General features: G+C 73.7%; 16 protein-coding genes. 4 read left to right on the top strand and 12 right to left on the bottom strand.

The features are described 5' to 3' along the window. From AQJ84_RS11870 to AQJ84_RS11830, 9 genes are all read right to left on the bottom strand, one after another. Positions 1-750: FkbM family methyltransferase (locus tag AQJ84_RS11870; RefSeq protein ID WP_059198821.1), on the bottom strand; the 750-nt coding region annotated here is incomplete at its 3' end. A gap of 83 nt (positions 751-833) precedes the next feature. Then, a complete protein-coding gene (locus AQJ84_RS11865; RefSeq protein WP_030043738.1) occupies positions 834-1,058 on the bottom strand; it encodes a Trm112 family protein in 225 nt (74 codons plus the stop codon). After that, positions 1,055-1,960, bottom strand: a complete 906-nt coding sequence (locus AQJ84_RS11860) for a DMT family transporter (protein ID WP_037804119.1) — start codon at positions 1,958-1,960, stop codon at positions 1,055-1,057. Before AQJ84_RS11860 ends, AQJ84_RS11865 begins: the two co-directional genes overlap by 4 nt. A 15-nt stretch (positions 1,961-1,975) precedes the next feature. Next, a complete protein-coding gene (locus AQJ84_RS11855) occupies positions 1,976-2,710 on the bottom strand; it encodes a class I SAM-dependent methyltransferase (RefSeq protein WP_053192077.1) in 735 nt (244 codons plus the stop codon). Continuing rightward, positions 2,707-4,233, bottom strand: coding sequence for a condensation protein (locus tag AQJ84_RS11850; RefSeq protein WP_030043734.1), 1,527 nt, complete (start codon positions 4,231-4,233; stop codon positions 2,707-2,709). The genes AQJ84_RS11855 and AQJ84_RS11850 overlap by 4 nt, the downstream gene beginning before the upstream one ends. Next, on the bottom strand, positions 4,230-8,432 hold the full coding sequence (locus AQJ84_RS11845; protein ID WP_063785379.1) for an alpha-(1->3)-arabinofuranosyltransferase: 4,203 nt from the start codon (positions 8,430-8,432) through the stop codon (positions 4,230-4,232). Before AQJ84_RS11845 ends, AQJ84_RS11850 begins: the two co-directional genes overlap by 4 nt. Continuing rightward, the gene (locus AQJ84_RS11840) at positions 8,429-9,187 is read right to left on the bottom strand and encodes a class I SAM-dependent methyltransferase (protein WP_374935414.1); all 759 of its coding nucleotides are present in this window, start codon (positions 9,185-9,187) and stop codon (positions 8,429-8,431) included. Before AQJ84_RS11840 ends, AQJ84_RS11845 begins: the two co-directional genes overlap by 4 nt. After that, a complete protein-coding gene (locus AQJ84_RS11835; protein WP_030043729.1) occupies positions 9,184-10,338 on the bottom strand; it encodes a glycosyltransferase family 4 protein in 1,155 nt (384 codons plus the stop codon). The genes AQJ84_RS11840 and AQJ84_RS11835 overlap by 4 nt, the downstream gene beginning before the upstream one ends. Positions 10,339-10,534: 196 nt before the next feature. Further along, positions 10,535-11,524: a DUF3068 domain-containing protein gene (locus AQJ84_RS11830; protein WP_030043728.1), complete on the bottom strand. Its 990-nt coding sequence runs from the start codon at positions 11,522-11,524 to the stop codon at positions 10,535-10,537. 219 nt (positions 11,525-11,743) lie between these two features. Between AQJ84_RS11830 and AQJ84_RS43440 the strand changes: the two genes are divergently transcribed. Next, entirely contained in the window at positions 11,744-11,896 is a 153-nt protein-coding gene (locus tag AQJ84_RS43440; RefSeq protein WP_164873173.1) for a hypothetical protein, read from the top strand. Positions 11,897-11,899: 3 nt separating this feature from the next. Further along, positions 11,900-13,150 (top strand): helix-turn-helix domain-containing protein, encoded by a 1,251-nt coding sequence (locus AQJ84_RS11825; protein WP_030043727.1) that lies wholly within the window; start codon positions 11,900-11,902, stop codon positions 13,148-13,150. 205 nt (positions 13,151-13,355) lie between these two features. Here the strand turns inward: AQJ84_RS11825 and AQJ84_RS44725 are convergent, their stop codons facing one another. Continuing rightward, on the bottom strand, positions 13,356-15,242 hold the full coding sequence (locus AQJ84_RS44725; protein ID WP_053192075.1) for a glycine-rich protein: 1,887 nt from the start codon (positions 15,240-15,242) through the stop codon (positions 13,356-13,358). A 207-nt stretch (positions 15,243-15,449) separates the two neighbouring features. Here AQJ84_RS44725 and AQJ84_RS11815 point away from each other — a divergent pair, with 207 nt between their 5' ends. Together AQJ84_RS11815 and AQJ84_RS11810 are read left to right on the top strand one after the other, a co-directional pair. Next, positions 15,450-16,223: an IclR family transcriptional regulator gene (locus tag AQJ84_RS11815; RefSeq protein WP_053192072.1), complete on the top strand. Its 774-nt coding sequence runs from the start codon at positions 15,450-15,452 to the stop codon at positions 16,221-16,223. Further along, a complete protein-coding gene (locus AQJ84_RS11810) occupies positions 16,220-17,068 on the top strand; it encodes an SMP-30/gluconolactonase/LRE family protein (RefSeq protein WP_030043724.1) in 849 nt (282 codons plus the stop codon). The genes AQJ84_RS11815 and AQJ84_RS11810 overlap by 4 nt, the downstream gene beginning before the upstream one ends. 482 nt (positions 17,069-17,550) lie before the next feature. Here AQJ84_RS11810 and AQJ84_RS11805 read toward each other — a convergent pair whose 3' ends face one another. Both AQJ84_RS11805 and AQJ84_RS11800 read right to left on the bottom strand, forming a co-directional pair. After that, positions 17,551-18,954 carry an NAD(P)/FAD-dependent oxidoreductase gene (locus tag AQJ84_RS11805; RefSeq protein WP_198536344.1) on the bottom strand — a complete coding sequence of 468 codons (1,404 nt, stop codon included), beginning with the start codon at positions 18,952-18,954 and terminating at the stop codon, positions 17,551-17,553. Further along, positions 18,947-20,197, bottom strand: a complete 1,251-nt coding sequence (locus tag AQJ84_RS11800; protein ID WP_198536345.1) for an MAB_1171c family putative transporter — start codon at positions 20,195-20,197, stop codon at positions 18,947-18,949. The genes AQJ84_RS11805 and AQJ84_RS11800 overlap by 8 nt, the downstream gene beginning before the upstream one ends. Positions 20,198-20,222 lie beyond the last annotated feature (25 nt).

Below are 20,222 nucleotides of genomic sequence, written 5' to 3'. Positions count from 1 at the left end.
CGGGCCGGGGCGGCGGCCGTCCGGGAGGAAGAGCACCGAGTTCACGTACCTGGGGCGGCTGCGGAACGGCAGGACGCGGCGCAACAGGCCGTGGGCGACGACGTAGGAGGCCGTCGCCTGGTGGGCCTCCAGCGGGAAGGCGGACAGCGGCACCCACTTGTCGCCGGGCAGCACCCAGCCGTCGTAGCCGAGCAGGGACAGGTACGTCACCACCGGCCCGATCGGCTGGATGCGGGACTCCAGCTCGACGAAGAGGGCCGGGCGGTCCCGGGCCAGCAGGCCCGTCGCCCCGCGCAGCACCGCCAGCTCGCTGCCGTCCACGTCGACCTTGACGAAACCGACCTCCCGCAGGGCCAGCTCGTCGAGGGTCACGCAGGGGACCTCCAGCGCACGGCCGTGGATGTCGCGGCGGACCAGTGACGATACGCCCCGGTCGCCCGAGTCGTCCGGCGGCAGCCACAGCCGGGCCGTGCCCGGGCGGTCCGCGGCGGCGGCCTGGATCACCCGGACGTTCGCCGGGGCCGCCGCGGTCAGCAGCCGTGCCAGGTGGGGGACCGGCTCGACGGTCACCACCCGGCGCGCCCGGTCGGCCAGCCGCCGGGTCCAGGGGCCGTACCAGCCGCCGACGTCCACGGCCGTACCGCAGTCCGCCGGACACAGGTCGGCGAGCCGCGCCAACTCCGGTTCGAAGCGCGGGTAGACGGCTCGCGCGGCGGCGGCGACCAGTCGGGTGGGCAGGTGCGGTGCCACCCGGGCCGCCCAGGTCCGGGCCGGGCCCGCCGCCTTGTCCGTGCCCGCCGGGCCGCCGGTGCCCGCCGTGCGCGCGGGGCCCGTCACGGGGCCATCCGCTTCACAAGCGTCTCGTGCTCGTCGTCCGTCACCTGTTCCCCGGAGGACGGCAGCAGCTGCGGGATGCCGTCGACGATCGGGTAACGCCGTTGCAGGCGCGGGTTGTAGAGGACCTCGGACCGCGTCGGCCCGTCCGGCACGACGAGATGTAGCGGCCCCTTGTCGAGCGGGCACGCCAGGATCTTCAGCAGGGGATCGTCGGGTTTCATGGTGGGGTCAACTCCTTGGCACCGAGGGAGGCTCGGTCCGTCCGGTCGTGCTTCGGCATGGACAGCAGGACGGCGACGGCGAGCACGATGCCCGACAGCCGCAGGGCCAGCCTGAACGGGTCGTGGGGCAGCGCTTCGCCGAACGAGAGCGTGCCGAGCACCGCCGTGTACAGGCAGGTCACGGTCGTGCACACCGGCACGATCAGCGAGGCCCGGCAGCGCTGCAGCGCCGCCTGTGACATCACCAGACCGAACGCGCCGGTGCACAGCAGGAGATACGGGTACGGGGAGCGCAGCAGGTCGAGCAGGGCCCCGCCGAAACCACTCGCCGTCAGGTAGCTCGACACCCCCTTGATGGCGAGCGAGCTGACCCCGTACAGCAGGCCGACGGCCACGCCGTACTCCACGCCCGTGGTCGGCGCGCGGTGGCGGTGCCGGGTACGGCGCTCGGCCGCGTTGTACAGCCAGACGCCCGCCGCCAGCGACGGCACGCACACCAGCAGGATCAGCGGGTACGGCGCCTCCTGGCTCACCGTGTCGGAGCCCTCGTTCAGCGACAGGACGACCATGAGGAGCGCGGCGAGGATCGCGCCCAGCGCGTACCGCTCGCGCCCGGTGGTCTCCTCGCCCAGCAGCCGGGAGGACAGCAGCACCAGCAGCACGAGCCCGGACACGAAGATGCCCTGCGCCGCGGCGATCGGCAGCGTCCGGTAGACGGCGAGCTGCGCGCCGAACCCGGCGGCGAGCGACAGCGACCCGGCGATCCACAACGGGCTGCGCAGCACCAGCCCCAGCAGCCGGGCCGGGCGGCGGATACTCACCTCGGGCAGGGCGGCCAACGCCCGTTTCTCCAGGACGAATCCGGTGCTGTAGAGGACGTTCGCCAGCAGGGCCGCGGCCACTCCCCACCACATGCCCTACGTCCTTCGGGCGTGCAGGAGCAGGATCGACGCGAGGGAGGGTCTGGCACAGGCCAGCCGGTCCAGCGGCCGCAGCGGACGCGGCACGCCGTGGAAGGGAGCGCCTTCGAGGCGTACGACCTCGAAGCCGGCCGCGGTCACGAACTCCCGTAACGCGCGGGCGGTGTACAGCCGCAGATGTCCGACGACCTCCCGCCCCGGCCGGCCGTGGATGGCCCGCAGGCTCACCTCGGAGAACACGGGCTGCACGCCGGCCAGCAGCAGGGCGCGATTGTACCAGGCCGCCAGGTTCGGTGTCGACAGCATGAGGTGGCCGCCCGGCCGCAGGACGCGGCGGATCTCGTCGAGCGCGGCGTCCGGGTCGACGAGGTGCTCGATCACCTCGCTGAACAGCACGGCGTCGGCGGCGCCGGTGCCGAACGGCAGCCCTTCGCCGCTGAGCTCACCGCGGATTGCGTACGTCAGGTGCGTGCGGGCGCGCTTCAGGGCGTCCTGGGACCAGTCGACGCCGACGATGTGGTGGCCCGGGAGGAGGGGGGCGGCGGTGGCGGCGGCGGTGCCGTCGCCGCAGCCGATGTCGAGGATGGTGCGGGCCTCGGGGGCGGCCGGGCCGAGGGCGGCGGCCAGCATGCGGGCCTGGCGCAGGGAGCGTGGGGTGCCGGAGGCGACGGGGACGGCGGGATCCTCGTAGAAGTCGCGCAGGTCTTTGGGGAGTTGTGCGGTGCTGGTCATGCGCCGGCCTCCGTCGTGTGCAGGTAGTGCTCGAAGAGGTCCCGCAGGTGGGCGCCGTCGCCGTGCCCGAGCAGGGCCCGCGACCAGCGCAGGGCGAGATGGAGGCGGCCCGCGGTGGAGGCGGTGGTGACGGTGAGGCCGCGGGGCATGCGGGCGGGGGCGGAGAACCAGACGGCGTGCGCGCGGCCGGCCTCCTCGCCGAAGTCCAGGGGGTAGGGGATCCGGCCGATGTTGCTGAGCAGGGTGGTCGACGTCCAGGGCGCGGCGGCTCTGCGCAACCCCCGGGTGAGGGCGGCCCGCCAGGCCACAGGGGTGACCGGCGCGGTCAGGAGGGTGGCGCCGTGGCCCAGTTGCGGGCGGGGAAGGGACTTCAGGGCGCGGGTGCGGGTGGCCGTGCGGCGCAGCAGGTCACGCATCGGAGGGTGAGCCAACTCGGCCGGAGCGAAGGGGACTTCGACGAGCCGGGTGCCGTTTCCGATGGGCATGGTCGGGTCGCGGGGACGGTCGTCCACCGGCATGGTGATGCGGAGCGGGCGGGGGCGGACGCCGTGCTCCCGGTTCCAGTGCGCGATGGTGAGGGCCGTGGTGACCATGAGCTGGTCGTTCACCGTGTAGGGCGAGCCCTTGGGGCGGTGGGGGAGGGGGAGCTCGGTGACCAGCAGGCCGTTGCCGGGGGAGAGCTCGGGGGTGCCGGGCGCGACCCTCGCGGGGCGGGACCAGTTGGAGGGGGTCTCCGGGGCTTCCAGGCGGGTGTCGGGACTGCGGAGGGGCGCGGCGGCGGGGGAGTTGTCCCGGCCGCCGTACACCTCGGCCGCGGTGGCGAGCACGCGGAGGCAGGCCGGGCCGTCCAGGGCGGTGTGGTTGATGGTGAGGAAGAGGACCGTGCCTTGAGAGGGCCGGGCCGGGCCGGTGCCGGGGGACGTGGCGGTCCGCCCGCGCTCGGGGGGTGCCGCCCGCCGCGGGTCGGGAGCGGTCGCGCCGGCCGCCCGGCCGCCGGCGGTCACGGGGGCGGCGGGAGCGGAGGTCCCCGCGCGCGCGGTGCCGTCCGCCGCAGCCCGGCCGTCCGCCGCCGCCCGTACAGGCGCCGCCCCGGCGGTACGGCTGCCCGAGGTCAGGCCGACCCCGTCACTCGCCTCGCTGCCCTCCGCGGGCCCCGCCCCCTCCACCACCTCCAGCCGGATCGGCGGTGACAGGGACAGGGGCGGTGCCTCCACCAGGGCCCGCGTCCGCGCGTCCCGCAGCGCGTCCCTGCCCGGCGCCGGGAAGCTCACCACCTCCACGTCCGGCTCGGCCGTCAGCTCCCACTCGTAGCGGCGCCGGTACCACCGCCCCGGCGCCTCCCGCATCAGGATCCGCGGGTGCCGCCGGAGCGCCTCGGCGAAGGCCCCGCGCAGCCGTTGCGGGTCCAGCCGGCCCGGCAGATGCACCTCGATGTGGACCGTCTCCGGCTCCTCCTCCTGGAGACAGTGCCGGGCCACCTCGTCCACCACGGGGAACGGAATGCGCGGCGGCGTGCTCGTCATGCGGGTTCGCCCCTCCCCTTGTCCGCTTCGACCGGCGGCAGGTGCCGCGTCGGCGCCTGTGAATCCGGCGGCGGCTCACGCCTGTCGTCGCGCTCCCACACGCTCACCAGGCCCGCGAACAACCCGATCAGCGCCAGCAGTTGGGCCGCCCGCCCGTACGCGCCCTGCTCCGCGCCCACCGGCTCGCCCGCGCCCACCGCCGCCGCGATGCCCGCTCCCGCGAGGGCCGCGAACGCGATCGGTACGAGGAGTGCGTGCCGTCGGTACGCCAGCAGCGCCAGCGCCGGGACCAGCAGCGCGAGCCAGCCGGCGATCACCGCGCCCACCAGCGTCAGCGCGACCGTGCCGAGCCACGGACCGGGCAGCGGCGGCAACGGCTGCGGGTCGTCGGGGTTGGGGGCGTGGCGCCGCCACAGGACCAGGCCCAGCAGGGCGGCCAGTGCCACTCCGCTGCCGATCAGCCCGGCGTCGTAGACCGTCGACGGCTCGTAGGACAGCTTTACGGTGCCACCTGCCCCGGCCGGGATCCGCCAGCCCTGCTGCCAGCCGTCCAGCCGAACCGACGACAGCTCCCTGCCGTTCAGCGTGGCCTTCCAGCCGTCGTTGTAGTTCTCGTACGTCGTGAGGTAGGACGCCGCGCCCGAGCCGACCGACACCGCGCGCCGGTCACCCAGCCAGTCCCGGATGGACAGGTCACGCCCGACCGGCGTCGGCTCGTTGACCGTGCCCCGGGTGAGGGTCACGTCGGTCAGCGCGAGCGGGCCCGCGTCACCGCCCTCGACCCGGTGCGAGCCCGCCGCCAGCTCCAACTCGTTCCCGGAGCCCTCCGACTGACAGAGCGTCACGTCAACCGACCGGCGTTCGGTCAGGTCCCGGACCGTGCCCTTCACGCTTGTCCGGTACAACTCGCCGTCGACCGCCAGCACCGGCCCCTTCCCGCACGGCAGCGAGAAGGCACGGGTCTCCTTCGGCTGGGGGGTGCGGTAGCGGTCGAGCCCCGGCAGGTACGCCTCGGTGAGGCCGACCGGCAGTTGGAGGTCCTCGTCGGCGACCGGGTTGTGCAGGGTCAGCGCGGCCGTCTTCGTGATGGTGATGTCGAGACGGTCCGTGGTGATCGGCGGGAAGCGCACCCAGCCGTTCTCGTCGACGCCGGCGATCACCGCGCCGTCCGGGGAGGAGATGTCGACCTCGGTGGGGCGGGTGGACAGGCCGCCCGCGGCGGGCAGCACGATCTCGCCGACCGGCTGTTTGTCGGGCCAGCGCAGATGGATGGTGGGGCGGTCGCCCGCGATCCACGCGGTCGTCAGGTCGCCGTCGGTCAGGTTGCGCGCCGACAGCCCGGCGCCGAGGGCGGCCGTGGAGTCGGCGGTCGCGGTGATGCGGCCGGCCTGGTCGGGCGCGATCTCGTACAGCAGCCGGTCGAGTTCCTCACCCGTGACCGGGACCGCGCTCGCCTTCACCTCGTACGTCCCCGCCGTCGCCGTGGAGAAGCGGCGGTGCAGGCCCGCCTCGGTGCCCGTCGGGGAGAACCCGGCCGGGTCGGCGGTGCGGTGCAGGGAGACGACCTCGGCCGAGGCGTCGCTGTCGCCCGCGTCGGTGGGCAGCCGGAGCAGACGGGTCACCTGGACGTCCGGCAGGTCGATCTCGGAGAAGCCGGCGCCGGCGAGTCCGGTCCGGCGGGCCACCGAGTCGGTGATCGTCAGCTTCATCCAGCTCGACGTGCCCTTCGGCGCCTTGACGCGCTGCGTCGAGCCGTCGGGACGCAGGAAGCTGGTCGCCGCCCCCCTCTCCGTCTCCACCCGCACCCGGGTCGGCGCCGACCGCACGCTCTCCTGCGGCAACGGGGTGACCTTGAAGGACGACGGCAGGTCGCGGGAGCCGGTGAAGTCGATCCGCAGCCACTGGCCGTTCGGCGAGCCCGCCACGCCCTCCGTCCACGCCGTCGCCGGGTTGCCGTCGAAGGCGTTCACCGGGTCGAACTGCGGAAGGTGGAAGAGCCAGTTGCCGTAGGAGGACGCGGTGACCGCTTCGGCGCCCCGCAGTTCGGCGACCGTCTGATGGTCCAGGCCCGTGGTCGGCAGGATCTGGTGCGGCTTGTCGCCGGCGTCCTGCGCGGCGCCGGACGCGTTGCGCTCGTCGCGGGTGTACGTGTACGAGGTGTTGGCGTTGACCAGACCGAAGCGGGTGTCCGCGCGGCGCAGTCCGTCACCGACGATCTGCAGCGGCGGGGTGCCGAGCCCGGGATGGTTGTCGCCGGTCAGGACGGTCGCCCGGCCCCGCAGTCCGGCCGCCAGCGGCAGCAGCGCCTCCGGGCCGCCGGACACCACCGCCGTGTCGGCGACCGGCGTCAGCCCGGCCTGCCCGGGCCGCGGCACCTCCTCGCTCGCCGGCCGGTAGATCTCCACCGCCCGCTGCCTCGGGTACAGGCCCTCGACCTGGAGCGGGGTGTCGGGCGCGATCCGGCCGCCGGTCATGACCGGGCCGATGCCCGTCACCCGCTCGTAGCCGGACTGTTCCAGGGTCCGCTTCACCGTCGTGCCGGGGACGTACCCGATCTGGTCGGGGTCGAGGTCGTTGCGGACGACGACGTAGTACACGCCCGCCCGGCTCAGGTAGTCGGCCAGCCCCGGGACCTCCCCGCCGGTCAGCAGCGCCTCCTCCACCGCGTCCATGGCGCGCCGGTTTCCGGCGGTGCCGAAGGGCACGTAGTCGCGCTGGGCCCACCGGGACTCGGCGAGCACGTCGAGGGGCTGGTCGATGGGGGAGCCCCAGGTGTAGATGCCGTGCGCGGTGGCGGGGACGACCAGGGCGCGCGAGTCGGGCGAGTACTTCTCCAGCCAGTCGGCCGTGGTGTGCCAGTACTTGGGGAGCTCCTGGAAGGAACCCGGGTTGAGGATCGAGCCGTTGAGGTACGGCCACAGCAGCCCGGGCAGGATCAGCACGGCGGCGACCAGCGGGGCGAGACGCCGGCCCCGTACCCGGCGGGCGCCGCGCGTCTCGGCGGCCGTGCCCACCAGGTGGGCGATGCCGAGGACCAGGGCGAGGGCGAGCCCCACCTGGAACTTGTAGATGTTGCGGAAGGGTGCGAGAGGGCCGTTCAGCCAGTCCTGCACCGTGCCGTGGAAGGGCGCGCCGAACGGGCCGCCGTACCCGGCGAGCAGGATCAGTACGGCCGTCACCGCGGTCAGCACCAGCCAGCGCCGCTCCGGCAGGTCCCGCCGGGCCAGCCCGGCCAGCCCCAGCCCGGCCGCGAACGCCGAGCAGAGGATCACGACCACCGAGGACGCCACCGTCCAGCCCGCCGGCAGCCAGGCCTCCACCAGATGCAGGTAGGCGACCCAGTTGCCGGCCCCGCGCAGCGCCTCCGTCGCCGACATGGTCTCGGTGGTGGTCTGCGAACTCTCCACGTAGGGAAGGAAGTTCTCGCCGTGGAAGCCGAGCAGCAGCAGCGGGATCCACCACCAGGCGGTCGCCAGCAGCACACCGGGCGCCCACCAGGCGATCAGTTTGCGCTGCCTCGGGCCGGGCGGACGGGAGAGCAGGTAGAGGCCGGCCGGGAGGAGGGCGGCCAGCGTCGAGGCCGCGTTGACGCCGCCCATGAACGGGACGACCAGCGCCGAGCGCAGGGCGGCGACCCGGGCGCTGTAGCGCTCGTCGGCGAGCGGCAGCAGGACCCACGGGAGGAAGGCGCCGGGCAGCGCGGCCGCCGACGTCGAACCGACGACGATCGTGAACACCGGCCACAGCGCGTACGCCACCGAGGCGAGCAGCCGGGACGGCACACTGCCGATGCGCAGCCTCTCGGTGAGCCGTAGCGCACCCCAGAAGGCCACCGACACGACCAGCGACAGCCACAGCCGCTCCACCAGCCACACCGGCAACTGCACGGCGTGGCCCAGCCAGTAGAACGGCAGCATCGGCCACACATAACCGACGTACTGGTCCTGGATCCCGCCGAACGAGCCCTGGTCGTGCCACAACTGGCCCAGGTCGGCGAGGAAGCGGCCCGGGTCGGTGGTGACGCCGAGCTTGGTGTCGAAGGTCTGGCGGCCCGGGCGGACCGCCAGGAACAGCACGAACACCACGGCCCAGAACCCCAGCAGCCAGCGCCGCGACGACGGGCCCTCCGGGGGGCCCGACATCATCGCGGTGGTGGGGACGGCCGCCGGAGGAGGGGCCTGGACCGTGGACGTCGTCATGGTGGACACCGCCGGAGGATGAGGAGGAGGTTCCAGGTGGCCACCTCGCGGATCCCGGGTGCTCTGACGACGGTCTCCGCGAGGAACGGCCAGTAGCGGGAGCGCGCCGAGACGACCTTGACGTCGTCACGGGCGCGCACCTGCCGCAGGGTCGGGCCGATGTGCACGGCGAACAGGTTCTCGCCGAGGGTGTGCTTGGCGGCCCTTCCGGTACGGCGCCGGTAGCGGGCGCGGGCCCGCTCGGCACCCAGGTAGTGCCAGGGCGCCCACTCGTGACCGCCCCACGGGGACAGCCAGTTGGTGAACGACACGTAGATCAGCCCGTCGGGCCGGGTCACCCGCACCAGCTCGCTGATGAAGGTCTGCGGATCGGCCACGTGCTCGAGGACGTTGGAGGAGAAGGTGACGTCCGCGACCCCGTCGTACAGCGGCAGCAGGTACCCGTCCGCGACCACCGTCCCGTCGGGCGGGGTCTCGCCCAGCTCCCGTACGTCCGGTTCGAAGAGGTGGGCCTGGGCGCCGCGGCGCCGGAACTCCGCGGTGAAGTGGCCGCTGCCGCCGCCGACGTCCACGACCGTGCGGCCGGCGACCGGACCGTCGTAGGCCTCGACCTGGTTTACGGCGTCCCGGGCGAGCAGCGAGTAGCAGGAGTCCGGGTCGTCCTGCTCGTGCAGGAAGGCACGGAAGAGGGCGAGCGAGCGCCGGAACGAGGGATCCTTCGGGCGGCGCGTCGAAGGGTCTTCGATACGGGTCACGGCGGCCAGCTCCGAACCGCCTCGGCGGCCACCGCGCGGAACTGCCTCACCGTACGGTCCCAGCGGTAGCGCGCCGCACGGTCCCGGGCCGCCTTGCCCATCAGCTCCCGGCGGTGTCCCGACAGGGCCAGCGTGCACCAGGCCGCCGCGAAGGAGGACTCACCGTGGGCGAGGACGCCGGTCTCGCCGTCCACCACGGAGTCGCGCAGGCCGGGCACGTCGAAGGCGATCGACGGGGTCTGGCGGGCGGCCGCCTCGGTGACGACCAGGCCCCACCCCTCCACCGCGGAGGGATGCAGCAGCAGCCAGGCCGCGCACAGCAGGCGGTGTTTCTCCGCCTCGGTGACATGACCGGTGAACTCCACGCCAGGGCCGGCGAGTTGCTCGAGACGTCCGCGTTCGGGCCCGTCGCCGACGATCAGCAGCCGGCCGCCGGTGACCGGCCGCACCCGCTCCCACAGCCTCAGCAGCAGATCGATCCGCTTGTACTCGACGAGCCGGCCCACCGCGACGAACAGCGGGTCGGGCGAACGGTCGGCCCGCGGGCCGGGTTCCTCGACGCCGTTGTGCACGACCCGGATGCGGTCGCGTTCGACGCCGATCGCGCGCAGCGCGTGAGCCGTCGAGGGGGAGACGGCCACCAGCAGGCCCCGGTGCTGCGCGGAACCGGCCAGCGCCCAGTGCTCGAGTCTTCGGCCGATGCGTGCGGCCGGGGTCAGCGCCCCGCCGAACCGCATCTTCCACAGGTCCGTGTGGACGTGGTTGACCAGGCACAGGGTGGGGCCGCGGTGCCAGAGGGGGGCCAGGTACGGCATGCCGTTGCACACCTCGACCAGCAGGTCGCAGTCGCCGACCTGGCGGGTGAAGGCCGAACGGGCGCGCAGATAGTGGCCGAACTCGCCGCCGGCCGACACGACCCGGTAGTCCCGGTACGAGGCGGGCCCTCCGCACAGCAGGGTCACCTGGTGACCGAGCCGGGTCAGTCCGTCGGCGAGCCGGTCCACCAGCAGCTCGGAGCCGCCGGCGGCCGGGTTGTCCAGATCTCGATGGGCAAGGAAGACGATTCGGCGCGGGGGTGGGGGGTGCGCCGGGGGGTGCTGCGGCGCCGTGGGGAACGCGGCACGCAGCGAGGACGGCACGTGCTGGGGCATGGGTGCTCCAACTCGTCAGGGTGCGGAACTCAGCGTGGGGGAAGAGGGTTTGTGTTCCTGTGGGGAATCTGAGGGCTACTTGCGAGGTGGGTGTGGACGGACTGTGCTGGGGTGGGGTGGACAGTTTTCGCCCAGCCGTTCGCCACGGCTACTCACGGAAGTGACAATTTCCGGCTTTGTTGGAGCTGACGTCGCATCACATCGTGAGAGGAACCCTGGGCGTATCGGGTGTTTCCTCGGATTCGGGACGCCTGCGTCCTCGAGCCACCAAAACACCCCCCACGACCGCCAGGACGAATCCGGCCACAGCGGCACCGATCGGTACCGTCCTGCCCACCGCGCGCAGTTGACCGCTGTCCTTCTCGGCCTGCCGCACCGCCTCCTTCTGCGTCGCGGTGGTGAACGCGATCTTCCGGCTGTCCAGCAGCACGGCCGCGTCCTCGTCCGCGCCGGGCGCCCGCAGGGTCCGCCTCGGGCCCGTCTGCGCGTAGATCACCCGGCCGGTGGCCTGGTCGACGACCAGCTCGATCCCGTGGTTGGAGTACCACTCCTCGGCCAGCACCTGCGGCCGCTGCGGCTGGTCGACGATGGTGCCCGGCACCAGGCGGGTGCCGACCTTCGAGGGCGGGACCGTGCCGGTGAACCGGTAACCCGTGTACCCCTGGACCTTCTCGGTACCCCGGTAGTTCATCGTGATCGTCCCGCCGAGGGTGTTGTCCCACCAGCGGTAGGAGCGTTTCTGCACGTCAAAGGGGAACTTCAGGTAGGCCTCGCCCTCGATGTACGGGGTCTCCCGGCAGCAGTGCACCGGCTCGGTCGTGCGCCGGTCCATGACCCAGCGGTGCGGGACGAAGTCGAGCGCGTCGTGCGGATCGGCGGCCGGCAGCGACTTGTCCGTGTCGACCGTGGTCGTCACGTCCCAGACCGCGGCGTCGCCGCTGCGCTCACTGGCCTCGACGTTGCCCCGCACCCGCTGGGTGACGGTGATCCGCTGGTCGGGCACGGTTTTCACGCGCTCGGTGTCGAAGACGCTGCCGGTGCCGCGGTAGACGGCGGTGGTGTCGATGTCGATGGGGTTCACGGCGGCCCGGGGCTCCACGTACCAGGCGAGCAGAGGCGCCAGGACCAGCAGAAACGTGCCGAGTCCCAGCAGAATGAGAGAGATCGGAGAGGCTGTACGGCGCATCCGGACGCTCCAGGGGCGTGTGATGACGGAGTTCTGGCCGCTCTATGGGCCGAGGACCGTAAACGCCTCTTGACGGAGTGTCAATGTCTTGTCGACACTGGGCTCGACAGGCAGGGTGGGACGCCCCGGGGTGGGGTGACCTCCGAACGAGCCCGGTGACTTCGCACGGATTCCGCACGGATTCCGGTCGGGATCCCGGACAGAGAGGCTGACCCTGCGATGTCCAGACTGCTTGCCGCCGCCCTCGCCGTGGCGCTCGGCGCCGCCCTCGCCGTGGGCGCGGCGCTCGGTGTCGTCGCGCTGCTCGAAGCGACGCCCGACCAGCCCAACACACCCTTGATCACGTACGAGCAAACGGGCCAGGGGAGTTGACCGGTGGCGGCCCGCCCGGCAACCGTCACCTCCCGCTCGGCCTGGCACGACGTGCCGCGCCTGAAGGTCCGTCAGTTCGCGGCGATCGCCATGGCGGAGGCACCCGCGCTCGCCGAGGAGATCCGCAGCGAGATCCGCCGCGAGTACCCCCATCTGCCCGAGGTCCTCGACGAGTCGGGCGAGCCGATGGCTCTCATCGGCATCCGCCGCGCCATCGAGGTCTTCGTCCAGCACCTGGAACACGCCGACTACTCGACGGGCCGCCCGACCGTACCGCCCGGCGTCTTCCAGGAGTTCGGCCGCGGCGAGGGACTGGGCGGCCGCAGCCTCGACTCCCTCCAGGCGATCTACCGCATGGGCGTACGGCTGGCCTGGCGCCGTTTCGCCGAGATCGGCCAGCGAGTGGAGATCCCGCCACCCGCGATGTACGAGCTGGTGGACGCCGGCTACCAGTACCTGGACGGCCTGGTCGACCAGTCCGTACGGGGCTACGCGGAGGCGGCGGCGCGACAGGCCGGCGAGCGGCTCAGGCTGCAACGACGACTGATGGAACTGCTGCTCGTCGAACACCACCGGGGCGACCCCGCCGAGGCGCTCACCGAACGCGCCGCCCGTATCGGCTGGCCGCTGCCCGGGAAGGTCGCGGTGGGCGTACTGCTGCGCCCGGCGCGGGAGGCGGTGGCGCCCGCGGTGGGGCAGGGGGTGCTGCTCGACATGGAGTACGAGCAGCCCCGCATGGTCGTCCCGGAACCGGACGCGGCCGGCCGGTCGGAGCTGCTCCACCGTGCCCTGACCGGATGGTCGGGGGCGATCGGCCCGCCGGTGCCGCTGGCCGACGCGGCGAAGTCGCTGCGCTGGGCGGAGGCGGCGGTACGGCTGATGGAGCGAGGGCTGTTGCCGTCCGGTGAGGTGCTGTACTGCACCGAGCACACGGAGGCGCTGGTCCTCCTCCAGCCCGAAGAACTCATCGACGACCTCGCCCTGCGCTGCCTGGCCCCCCTGACCCACTGCGGCCCCACCCACGGCCGGCGCCTCGCGGAGACGTTACTGGCGTGGCTGGAGACCAGGGGCGGAGCCCCGGAGGTGGCGGCCCGCCTCGGCGTCCACCCCCAGACGGTGCGCTACCGGCTCCGCCAGATCCGGGAGCTGTGGGGCGCCGAGATCGACGACCCCGACCGCCGCTTCGAACTGGAACTGGTGCTGCGGGCACAGCGGTTGCGCGGGACGCTGGGGGAGCAGCGGGGGCGGGGCTGAGGGGCGCGCCGCCAGGGATGGGGCCGTGGTTGCCGGTTCGGCGTGCGGCCGAGGGGCGCCGGGTTCGCCGGACGGTCCTTCGCGGCGCTGCCCGAATCCGCGCCTCCGCCGAACCGCCCCGAACGGGGAGCCCGCAACGAAGACCGGGGTGCGGGGCGTGTCGTACGCCCCGCACCCCGGTCAGGGGATCAAGCGGTTCGGGAGGTCAGCCCCGGTTCTGGAAGCGGGTGCGCAGACGGGGTGAGAAGCGGACCGCCGCGACACCCAGGGCGGCGAGCAGAGCGGCCGCGCCCGCGATCAGGCCGATGCCGCCCGCGCCGGTGCTGGCCAGGCCGCCGCCGCTGGTGGTGGTCTGCGTCGAGTTGTCGTTGCCGGCACCCGAGGTCGAGCCGTCGTCGTCACCGGTGCCGCCCGTCGTGCCGTCCGCGGAGCCGGACGGGCTGGGGGACGGCGAGGCGGACGGGTCGGTCTCGACCTTCTCGACGACCTCGACGGTGAAGGTCGCGGACGCGCCGCCGCCGACCGTCGCGGTGATCGTGTAGGTGCCGAGATCCCTGCCGGCGATCAGCTCGTGCGTCGTCGTCGCCTTGCCCTCGGCGTCGGCCGTAGCCTGGACGCCCTCGGAGACGCCGTCGAACTTGGGGCGGTTCCAGTTGTCGCCCTGGACGAGGTAGTCCACCTTCGCGCCGGCGGCCGGCTTGCCGTCCTCGGTGACCAGGACCTGGAGCGCCTCGGCGAAGGCCTGGCCGGGCTCGGCCTGCTGCTTGTCACCGCCGGCGACCTTCACCTCGTTCGCCAGGTTCTTGATGTGCACGGTGAAGGTCGTGGAGAGCCCGCCCGGTGCCGTCGCCCGGACGGTGAAGTCGCCCTTCTTCCTGCTGCCGGTGTAGATGACCGGGGTCTCCACGCGGCCCCGGGCGTCGCTCGCCAGCACCACGGACAGGGTGTTCTCGCGCTCGCCGAAGTTCAGGCCCAGCTTCTCCGGGTCGTCGATCGCGAACTTCACCGAGACGCCCTCGACCGGCTTGCCGTCCTTGTCCCGGACCACCGCGGCCATCGCCGGGACCTCGTACCCCAGCTCGACGGACTGCTCCGCGGCGGTGGCGGGGGTCAGCTCCGCCGGTGCCACGGCACCCTTCCACTGGATCACCACGCGGCCGTTGCCGCCGATGAGGTTGCCGCCGCCCTCGGCGATCCCCTCGGTCTCCGGCTCCGGGATCTTCGACCAGAACGGGTCGTCCTTCGCGGGCGCCGTGCCGCGGTCGCCGCTCTCCAGTCGCGCGTCGGTCACCCGCTCGGGGTCGGCGTAGCCGGTGCCGCCCCCGCCGCTGCCGCTGCCGGTGCCCCGCGCGTCGTCCGAGCCCGCGCCACCGCCGCCGCCCGCGTAACCCGCACCGCCACCGCCACCGCCGGAACGGCCCTTGCCGCCGTCACCGCCGCGGCCGCCCGCGGCGGCGTCGGCACCCGCCGCGCCGTTGCCGGTCGCCGCGCCGCCGGTGGACTTGTCGGCGCCCTTGCCGCCGAAGGGCGACTCGGAGCCGTCCTGCCCCTTGTCGCCGCCCGCGGCACCGCCGTAACCGCTGCCCATCACGATGCTGCCGGAGCCGCCTCCGCCGCCGGCGATGACCAGCGCCTTGCCGCCGCTGGTACGGATGGCGGTGCTGTTGCCGCCGCGCTCGCCCCAGCCGCCGCCGCCGGCACCGCCCAGCGCGTCGCCGAAGGAGTCGCCGAAGGCGTACCCGCCGACCGCGACGGACAGCGTCTCACCGGGCGTGACCTTCAGCGTGCCCGCGGCGTATCCGCCCGCGCCGCCGCCTGCCATGCTGCCGCCCGTGCCGCCCTGCCCCCAGGCCCGCACGTCCAGCGAGTTCACGCCGGTCGGGACCTTGAAGTCCGTCTTGTCGCCGGAGAAGTCGTACAGCCGGCAGCCCGTGAAGCCCGCCGTCGGCACGCACGCCGCGCCGCCCGCCGGGGCGGCGGCGGTCGCGGTGGGCGCGGACGCCCAGCCGCCCGCACTCAGTGTGACGAAGGCCAGGGCGGCGGCGCCGCGTCTGAGTCGGACACGGCGCAGTTCGGCGGAATCGCGCATCATCAAGCACTCCATAGCTCGGGACGAGCTCCCCCCACGGGAGTCCACAGGTATGACCGCTCGGAAGGGGAAAGGTTGTACGGATGAGGCGGAAGTGACCTGGCCTGCCCATTGCCCGGGTAAACGCACTATGGCTAGCCTGTGTTCGTCATGCCGATCGTCTGTTGAAATTTCGAACACGGACGCCTTAGCGTAAGGGAGGGGCCGGTCGTGGGACGCCTTGTACCTGCGGTGACCCGAGCTCTCGACATTCTCGAGCTCTTCCTCGACGGGGACGGGACGCTCTCCGCCCCCGACATAGTGCGCCGGCTTCAGCTGCCGCGCACCACCGTGCACGAGCTGGTCACCACGCTCGCAGCCCGGTCGTACATCGTCCAGGTGCCCGGTCAGCCCGGACGCTACCGGCTCGGGGTGCGGCCGTACCAGCTGGGCAGCCGGTACGCGGAGCAGCTCGACCTCGCCGCCGAGGGGCAGCAGGTGGCCCGCTCGGTCGCCGAGACCTGCGACGAGACCGTGCACGTGGCCATCCTGGAGGGCACCGACGTCATCTACATCGCCAAGGTGGACTCCACGCACGCCGTGCGCATGGTCTCGGCGGCGGGCCGGCGACTGCCCGCCCACTGCACCTCCGTCGGCAAGATGCTGCTGGCCTCCCTCCCCGAGCACGAGCTCGCGACGCGGGTCCCGGACGACGCGGACCTGGTCAGGATGACGCCCAACAGCATCACCGACCCGGACGCTCTGCGCGAGGCCCTGACCGAGATCCGGCAGCGCGGGGTCGCGGTGGAGAGCCGGGAGTCCAATCCGGACGTCTCCTGTGTGGCCGCGCCGGTGCGCGACCGTACCGGCCGGGTGGTGGCCGCGCTGTCCATCTCGGTGCCGATGATCCGCTGGAGCGACGAGCGCCGGGTCGAGCTGGAGCAGCTCTCCGCGAAGGGCGCCGCCGAACTGTCCGAGCGGCTCGGCTACCGGAGCGTGGCATGACGTACGCGTACGAGGTGGCCGTCCGGGCCGAGGCGACCCTCGGCGAGGGCCCCACGTGGGACGCGGCCGCCGGCCGGCTGGTCTGGATCGACATCCTGGGCTCGCGGATCCACACCTACGACCCGGCCTCGGGCGGCCGCACGATCCGTACCACCGACCAGCACGTGGGCGCGGTCAAGCCGCGCGCGGCCGGCGGGTTCGTCCTCAACCTGCGGGACGGGGTGGCGCTGCTGGACCCGGACGGCGGTTTCCGCTGGCTGCACCACGAGCCCGTCGCCGGCCGCCGCGCCAACGACGCCGCCGTCGCACCCGACGGCTCCCTGTGGGCCGGCACCATGCGCTACGACGAGGCGGCCGGCGGCGGCACGCTGTCCCGGATCACCGGCGACGGCACGGTCGACGTCGTCCTCGACGACGTGGCGGTGAGCAACGGCACGGGCTGGAGCCCCGACGGCCGGCTGATGTACTACATCGACTCGCCGACCCGCCGCGTCGACGTCTTCGACTTCACCGACGGCCGGGCCGGCAACCGGCGCCCGCTGGTGGAGATCGAGGAGGGCGCGGGCTTCCCCGACGGCCTCACGGTCGACGCCGACGGCTGTGTGTGGGTGGCGCTCTGGGACGGTGGCGCGGTACGCCGCTACACACCGGACGGTCGGCTGGACCGGGTGATCGACCTGCCCACCCCCCGCGTGACGGCCTGCGCGTTCGGCGGCCCCGACCTGACCGACCTCTACGTCACGACGGCCCGCGTGGGCCTGCCGACCCCGCACCCGGTGGCGGGCTCCCTCCTGGTGATACCCGGCGCGGGCAAGGGCCAGCCACAGCCGACGTTCGCCGGCTGACAGCCGCCCGCCGGGGGTTGGCGAGTCGACCGAAGCGGTCGAGCGGCGGGCGGCTGCGGCCGCTGAGGAGTCCGGTGGCCGGGGCTGCCGGTTCGTCGAGGGAGCCCTGGTGGCCGGGATAGCCGGTCTGCGGCGGGAGCCCCGGCGGGGGCAGTCCCCGGCCCGTCGGAGCGGATTGGCGGCTTGGTAGGCCGGTTGGTGTGTCAGCGGCTCGCCGAGGCGGTTCGGTCGGCCGGGGAGCCCCGGTGGCCGGGATAGCCGGTCGGCTGTGGGAGTCCCGGCGGCTGGGGCGGTCGTCGGCCCGCCGGAGCGGGTTGGCGGCTTGGTAGGCCGGTTGGTGTGTCAGCGGCTCGCCGAGGCGGTTCGGTCGGCCGGGGGAGTCCGGTGCCGGGACGGCCCGTCCGAGGCGGGGGTCCCCGGCGGGTCGGGGCCGCCCGGTCGTCGTGGCCCGCGCCGCGACGACTCGACCCCTTCCGCAGGCCCTAGGTCAACCCCGCCGCCTTGCGTTCCAGTTCCGTCAGGGGTGGGCCGCTCAGTGCCGGTTTGAGGGGGCCCGCCGCTGCCGCCAGCAGTACCGACGGGCTCAGCAGTACGGTCGCCGGCCGTTCCAGGGACGTCACGTCGGTCACGCGGCGGGCGACGCGGCCGTTGCCGGTGGCCGTGTGCATGAGCCGGCGGACGTAGGCGGCGGCGAGGCGGTCCGTGAGCGTGGGCCCCGTCTCCGTGGCGCCGGGATAGAAGACGTCCTGGCCTATCGCGAGGTCCCAGGCCGCGCCGGCCGGCCGGGCCACCGCCCTCTGGACCCGGCGGGACAGCCCGGGCGTGCCCCAGCCCTGACGCCGGATGACGTCCCGCAGCAGCAGGGCGCTCTGGGCGCCGACCGCGAGACCGTGACCGTAGAGCGGGTTGTACGCGGCCAGCGCGTCGCCGAGGACGGCGAAGTTCTCGGGCCAGGACGGCATCCGCTCGTAGTAGTGGCGGCGGTTGAGGGTGGTCCGGGTGACCGACACGTCGGACAGCGGCTCGGCCCGCTCCAGCAGTTCGCCGATGACGGGGTGGCGCAGCTCCTCGCGGGCGAACCGGACGAAGTCGTCGGCGTCGGCGGACGGTTCGCCGCCGGTGGTGCCGTTCAGGGTGACGATCCAGCGGCCGTGCTCGATGGGCAGCAGGAAGCCCGCCCGGCCGGGGCCGCCGTCCCGCGGGTCGGGCTGCACGTTGACCACGGGATACCCGTCCCGCGCCTGCTCGGGAGCGAGGTAGAGCCGGCTGGCGTACACCAGCCCGGAGTCGACCTCGCGCCGCTCCGCCGCCGGCAGCCCGAGGGCGGTGAGCCACCGGGAGGCCCCGGAGCCGCGCCCGGTGGCGTCCACGACCAGATCGGCCGGGAGGGAACGCTCGGCGTCGTCGTGCACCCGGACGCGGACCCCGGTGACCGCCTCCGCCGTACCTTCGAGCCCCACCACCTCGGCCCGGTCCACCACCTCGACCCGGTGGTCGGCGAGAACCCGCGCGCGGATCGTCGCGTCCAGCAGGTCCCGTCCGGCCAGGATCACGTGGTGGGACTCGGGCCAGCGCCGGAACCAGCCCCGCGCCCCCATCACGACCATGTCCGTGGTGACCGGCGCCCGCCGCGCCCCGGCCTCCCGCAGCGTCCCGGTGACGCCCGGCAGCAGCTCCTCCACCGCCCGCACCCCGCCCGACCACAGCATGTGGGCGTGCCGCGCCTGCGGCAGGCCCCTGCGCGGCTCGGGGCCGTCGGGCAGCACGTCGCGTTCGACGACGACGACCCGGTCGGCGAACTCGGCCAGCGCGCGCGCCGCGAGCATGCCGGTGTGGGATCCCCCCAGGACGACGGCGGTTCTGGCGGGGGTGGGTGGTTCAGTCATGCGCGGACACGCTCTCTGCAGGGGCGGCGGCGCGGGCGCGCACCGCCTTGATGTCGTCGGGGCGGCGAAGGGCTTCGGAGACGGCCTCGATCTCCCGCAGCAGATACGTGGTGTCCGGTTCGGCGGCGCTCTCCTCGGCGGCCCCCGGCGCCCCCTCGGCGGACCGCTGTCCGGCGGCGGCGTCCAGGATCGTCACGGCGGCGGCGAGGGCCTGGGCCCGGCCGGGCTCGAAACCGAGGGCGAGGGCGGCGGCGTGGGACCGTCCGCGCAGCTCCTCGTCGAGATGCCGGGACAGCTGGAGCAGCCCGTCGCGGATGAACGTCTCGCGGCGGATCAGGCGCAGTTCGGCGGGGGCCCTCAGGGTGAGGGGCTCGTGGCCGCCGGTCGCGGTCCGCATCAGCGTGTAGAGGGGGCGCAGGCGCCGGTGGCGGCGCCGGACACGCCAGCGTTCCTGGAGGTACTGGCCGGCGTGCGGGACGATGAAGCCGACCGCGACCAGGGTCGCGGCCACGCAGGCGGCGGACGGCGCCACGTTGGTGGACAGCCAGTCCAGGTCGTGGCCGCTCCAGCGGGCGACGACGGCGGTGAGTTTGGACGCGGCGAAGAACAGGTTCGTCGCGAAGCCGACCCCCAGGAGCCTGAGCCCCCAGCGCAGCCAGGCGTCGAGGCCGTCGGTGCGGATCCAGTTCCAGACCAGCCGGGCGGTGACCGTGGAGGCCACGGTGTGCGCGGTCAGGTAGAGCAGGATCTGCTCGCGCATGAACGGTGTGTTCGCGTAGTAGGTGTCCAGGTCCCGCAGCCGCTCCACGGGGGCGTCGGCGCACGCGAAGAGCACCCACAGGGCGACGATCACCCCGGCGTAGACGGAGACCACCCAGCGGGTGGCGCTGCGGGTGCGGTGGGCGCGGTCGGTGAGGCCGTTGCGCCAGGCGATGATCAGCAGCAGCCAGGACGCGCAGAGCGTGGTGAGCAGCGAGTACACCCAGGGCGCCGAGATGTTCGGGACGCCGGTGACCCGGTTGGTCCAGGCGATGGTGCTCGGCGCCGCGAAGACGAACACCGCGCAGGCGAAGAGCAGCAGACCGCCGACGGCACGCAGCAGCGGGTCACGCCACATCTTGACGATGCTGGGCAGTTTGATCGCCAGGGCCGCCGTCAGGACCACGGTCGGCAGCCAGAAGGAGATGGACAGCTCGCTCAGCACATGGGACGGGTCCTGCGCGAGCCACACCGGGCCCGCCACCAGGCGCGGCGAACCGCCCGCCGGT

The organism is Streptomyces resistomycificus (assembly GCF_001514265.1).
GTDB classification, from domain to species: Bacteria; Actinomycetota; Actinomycetes; order Streptomycetales; family Streptomycetaceae; genus Streptomyces; species Streptomyces resistomycificus.
This window is presented reverse-complemented; position numbering and strand designations above follow the sequence as displayed.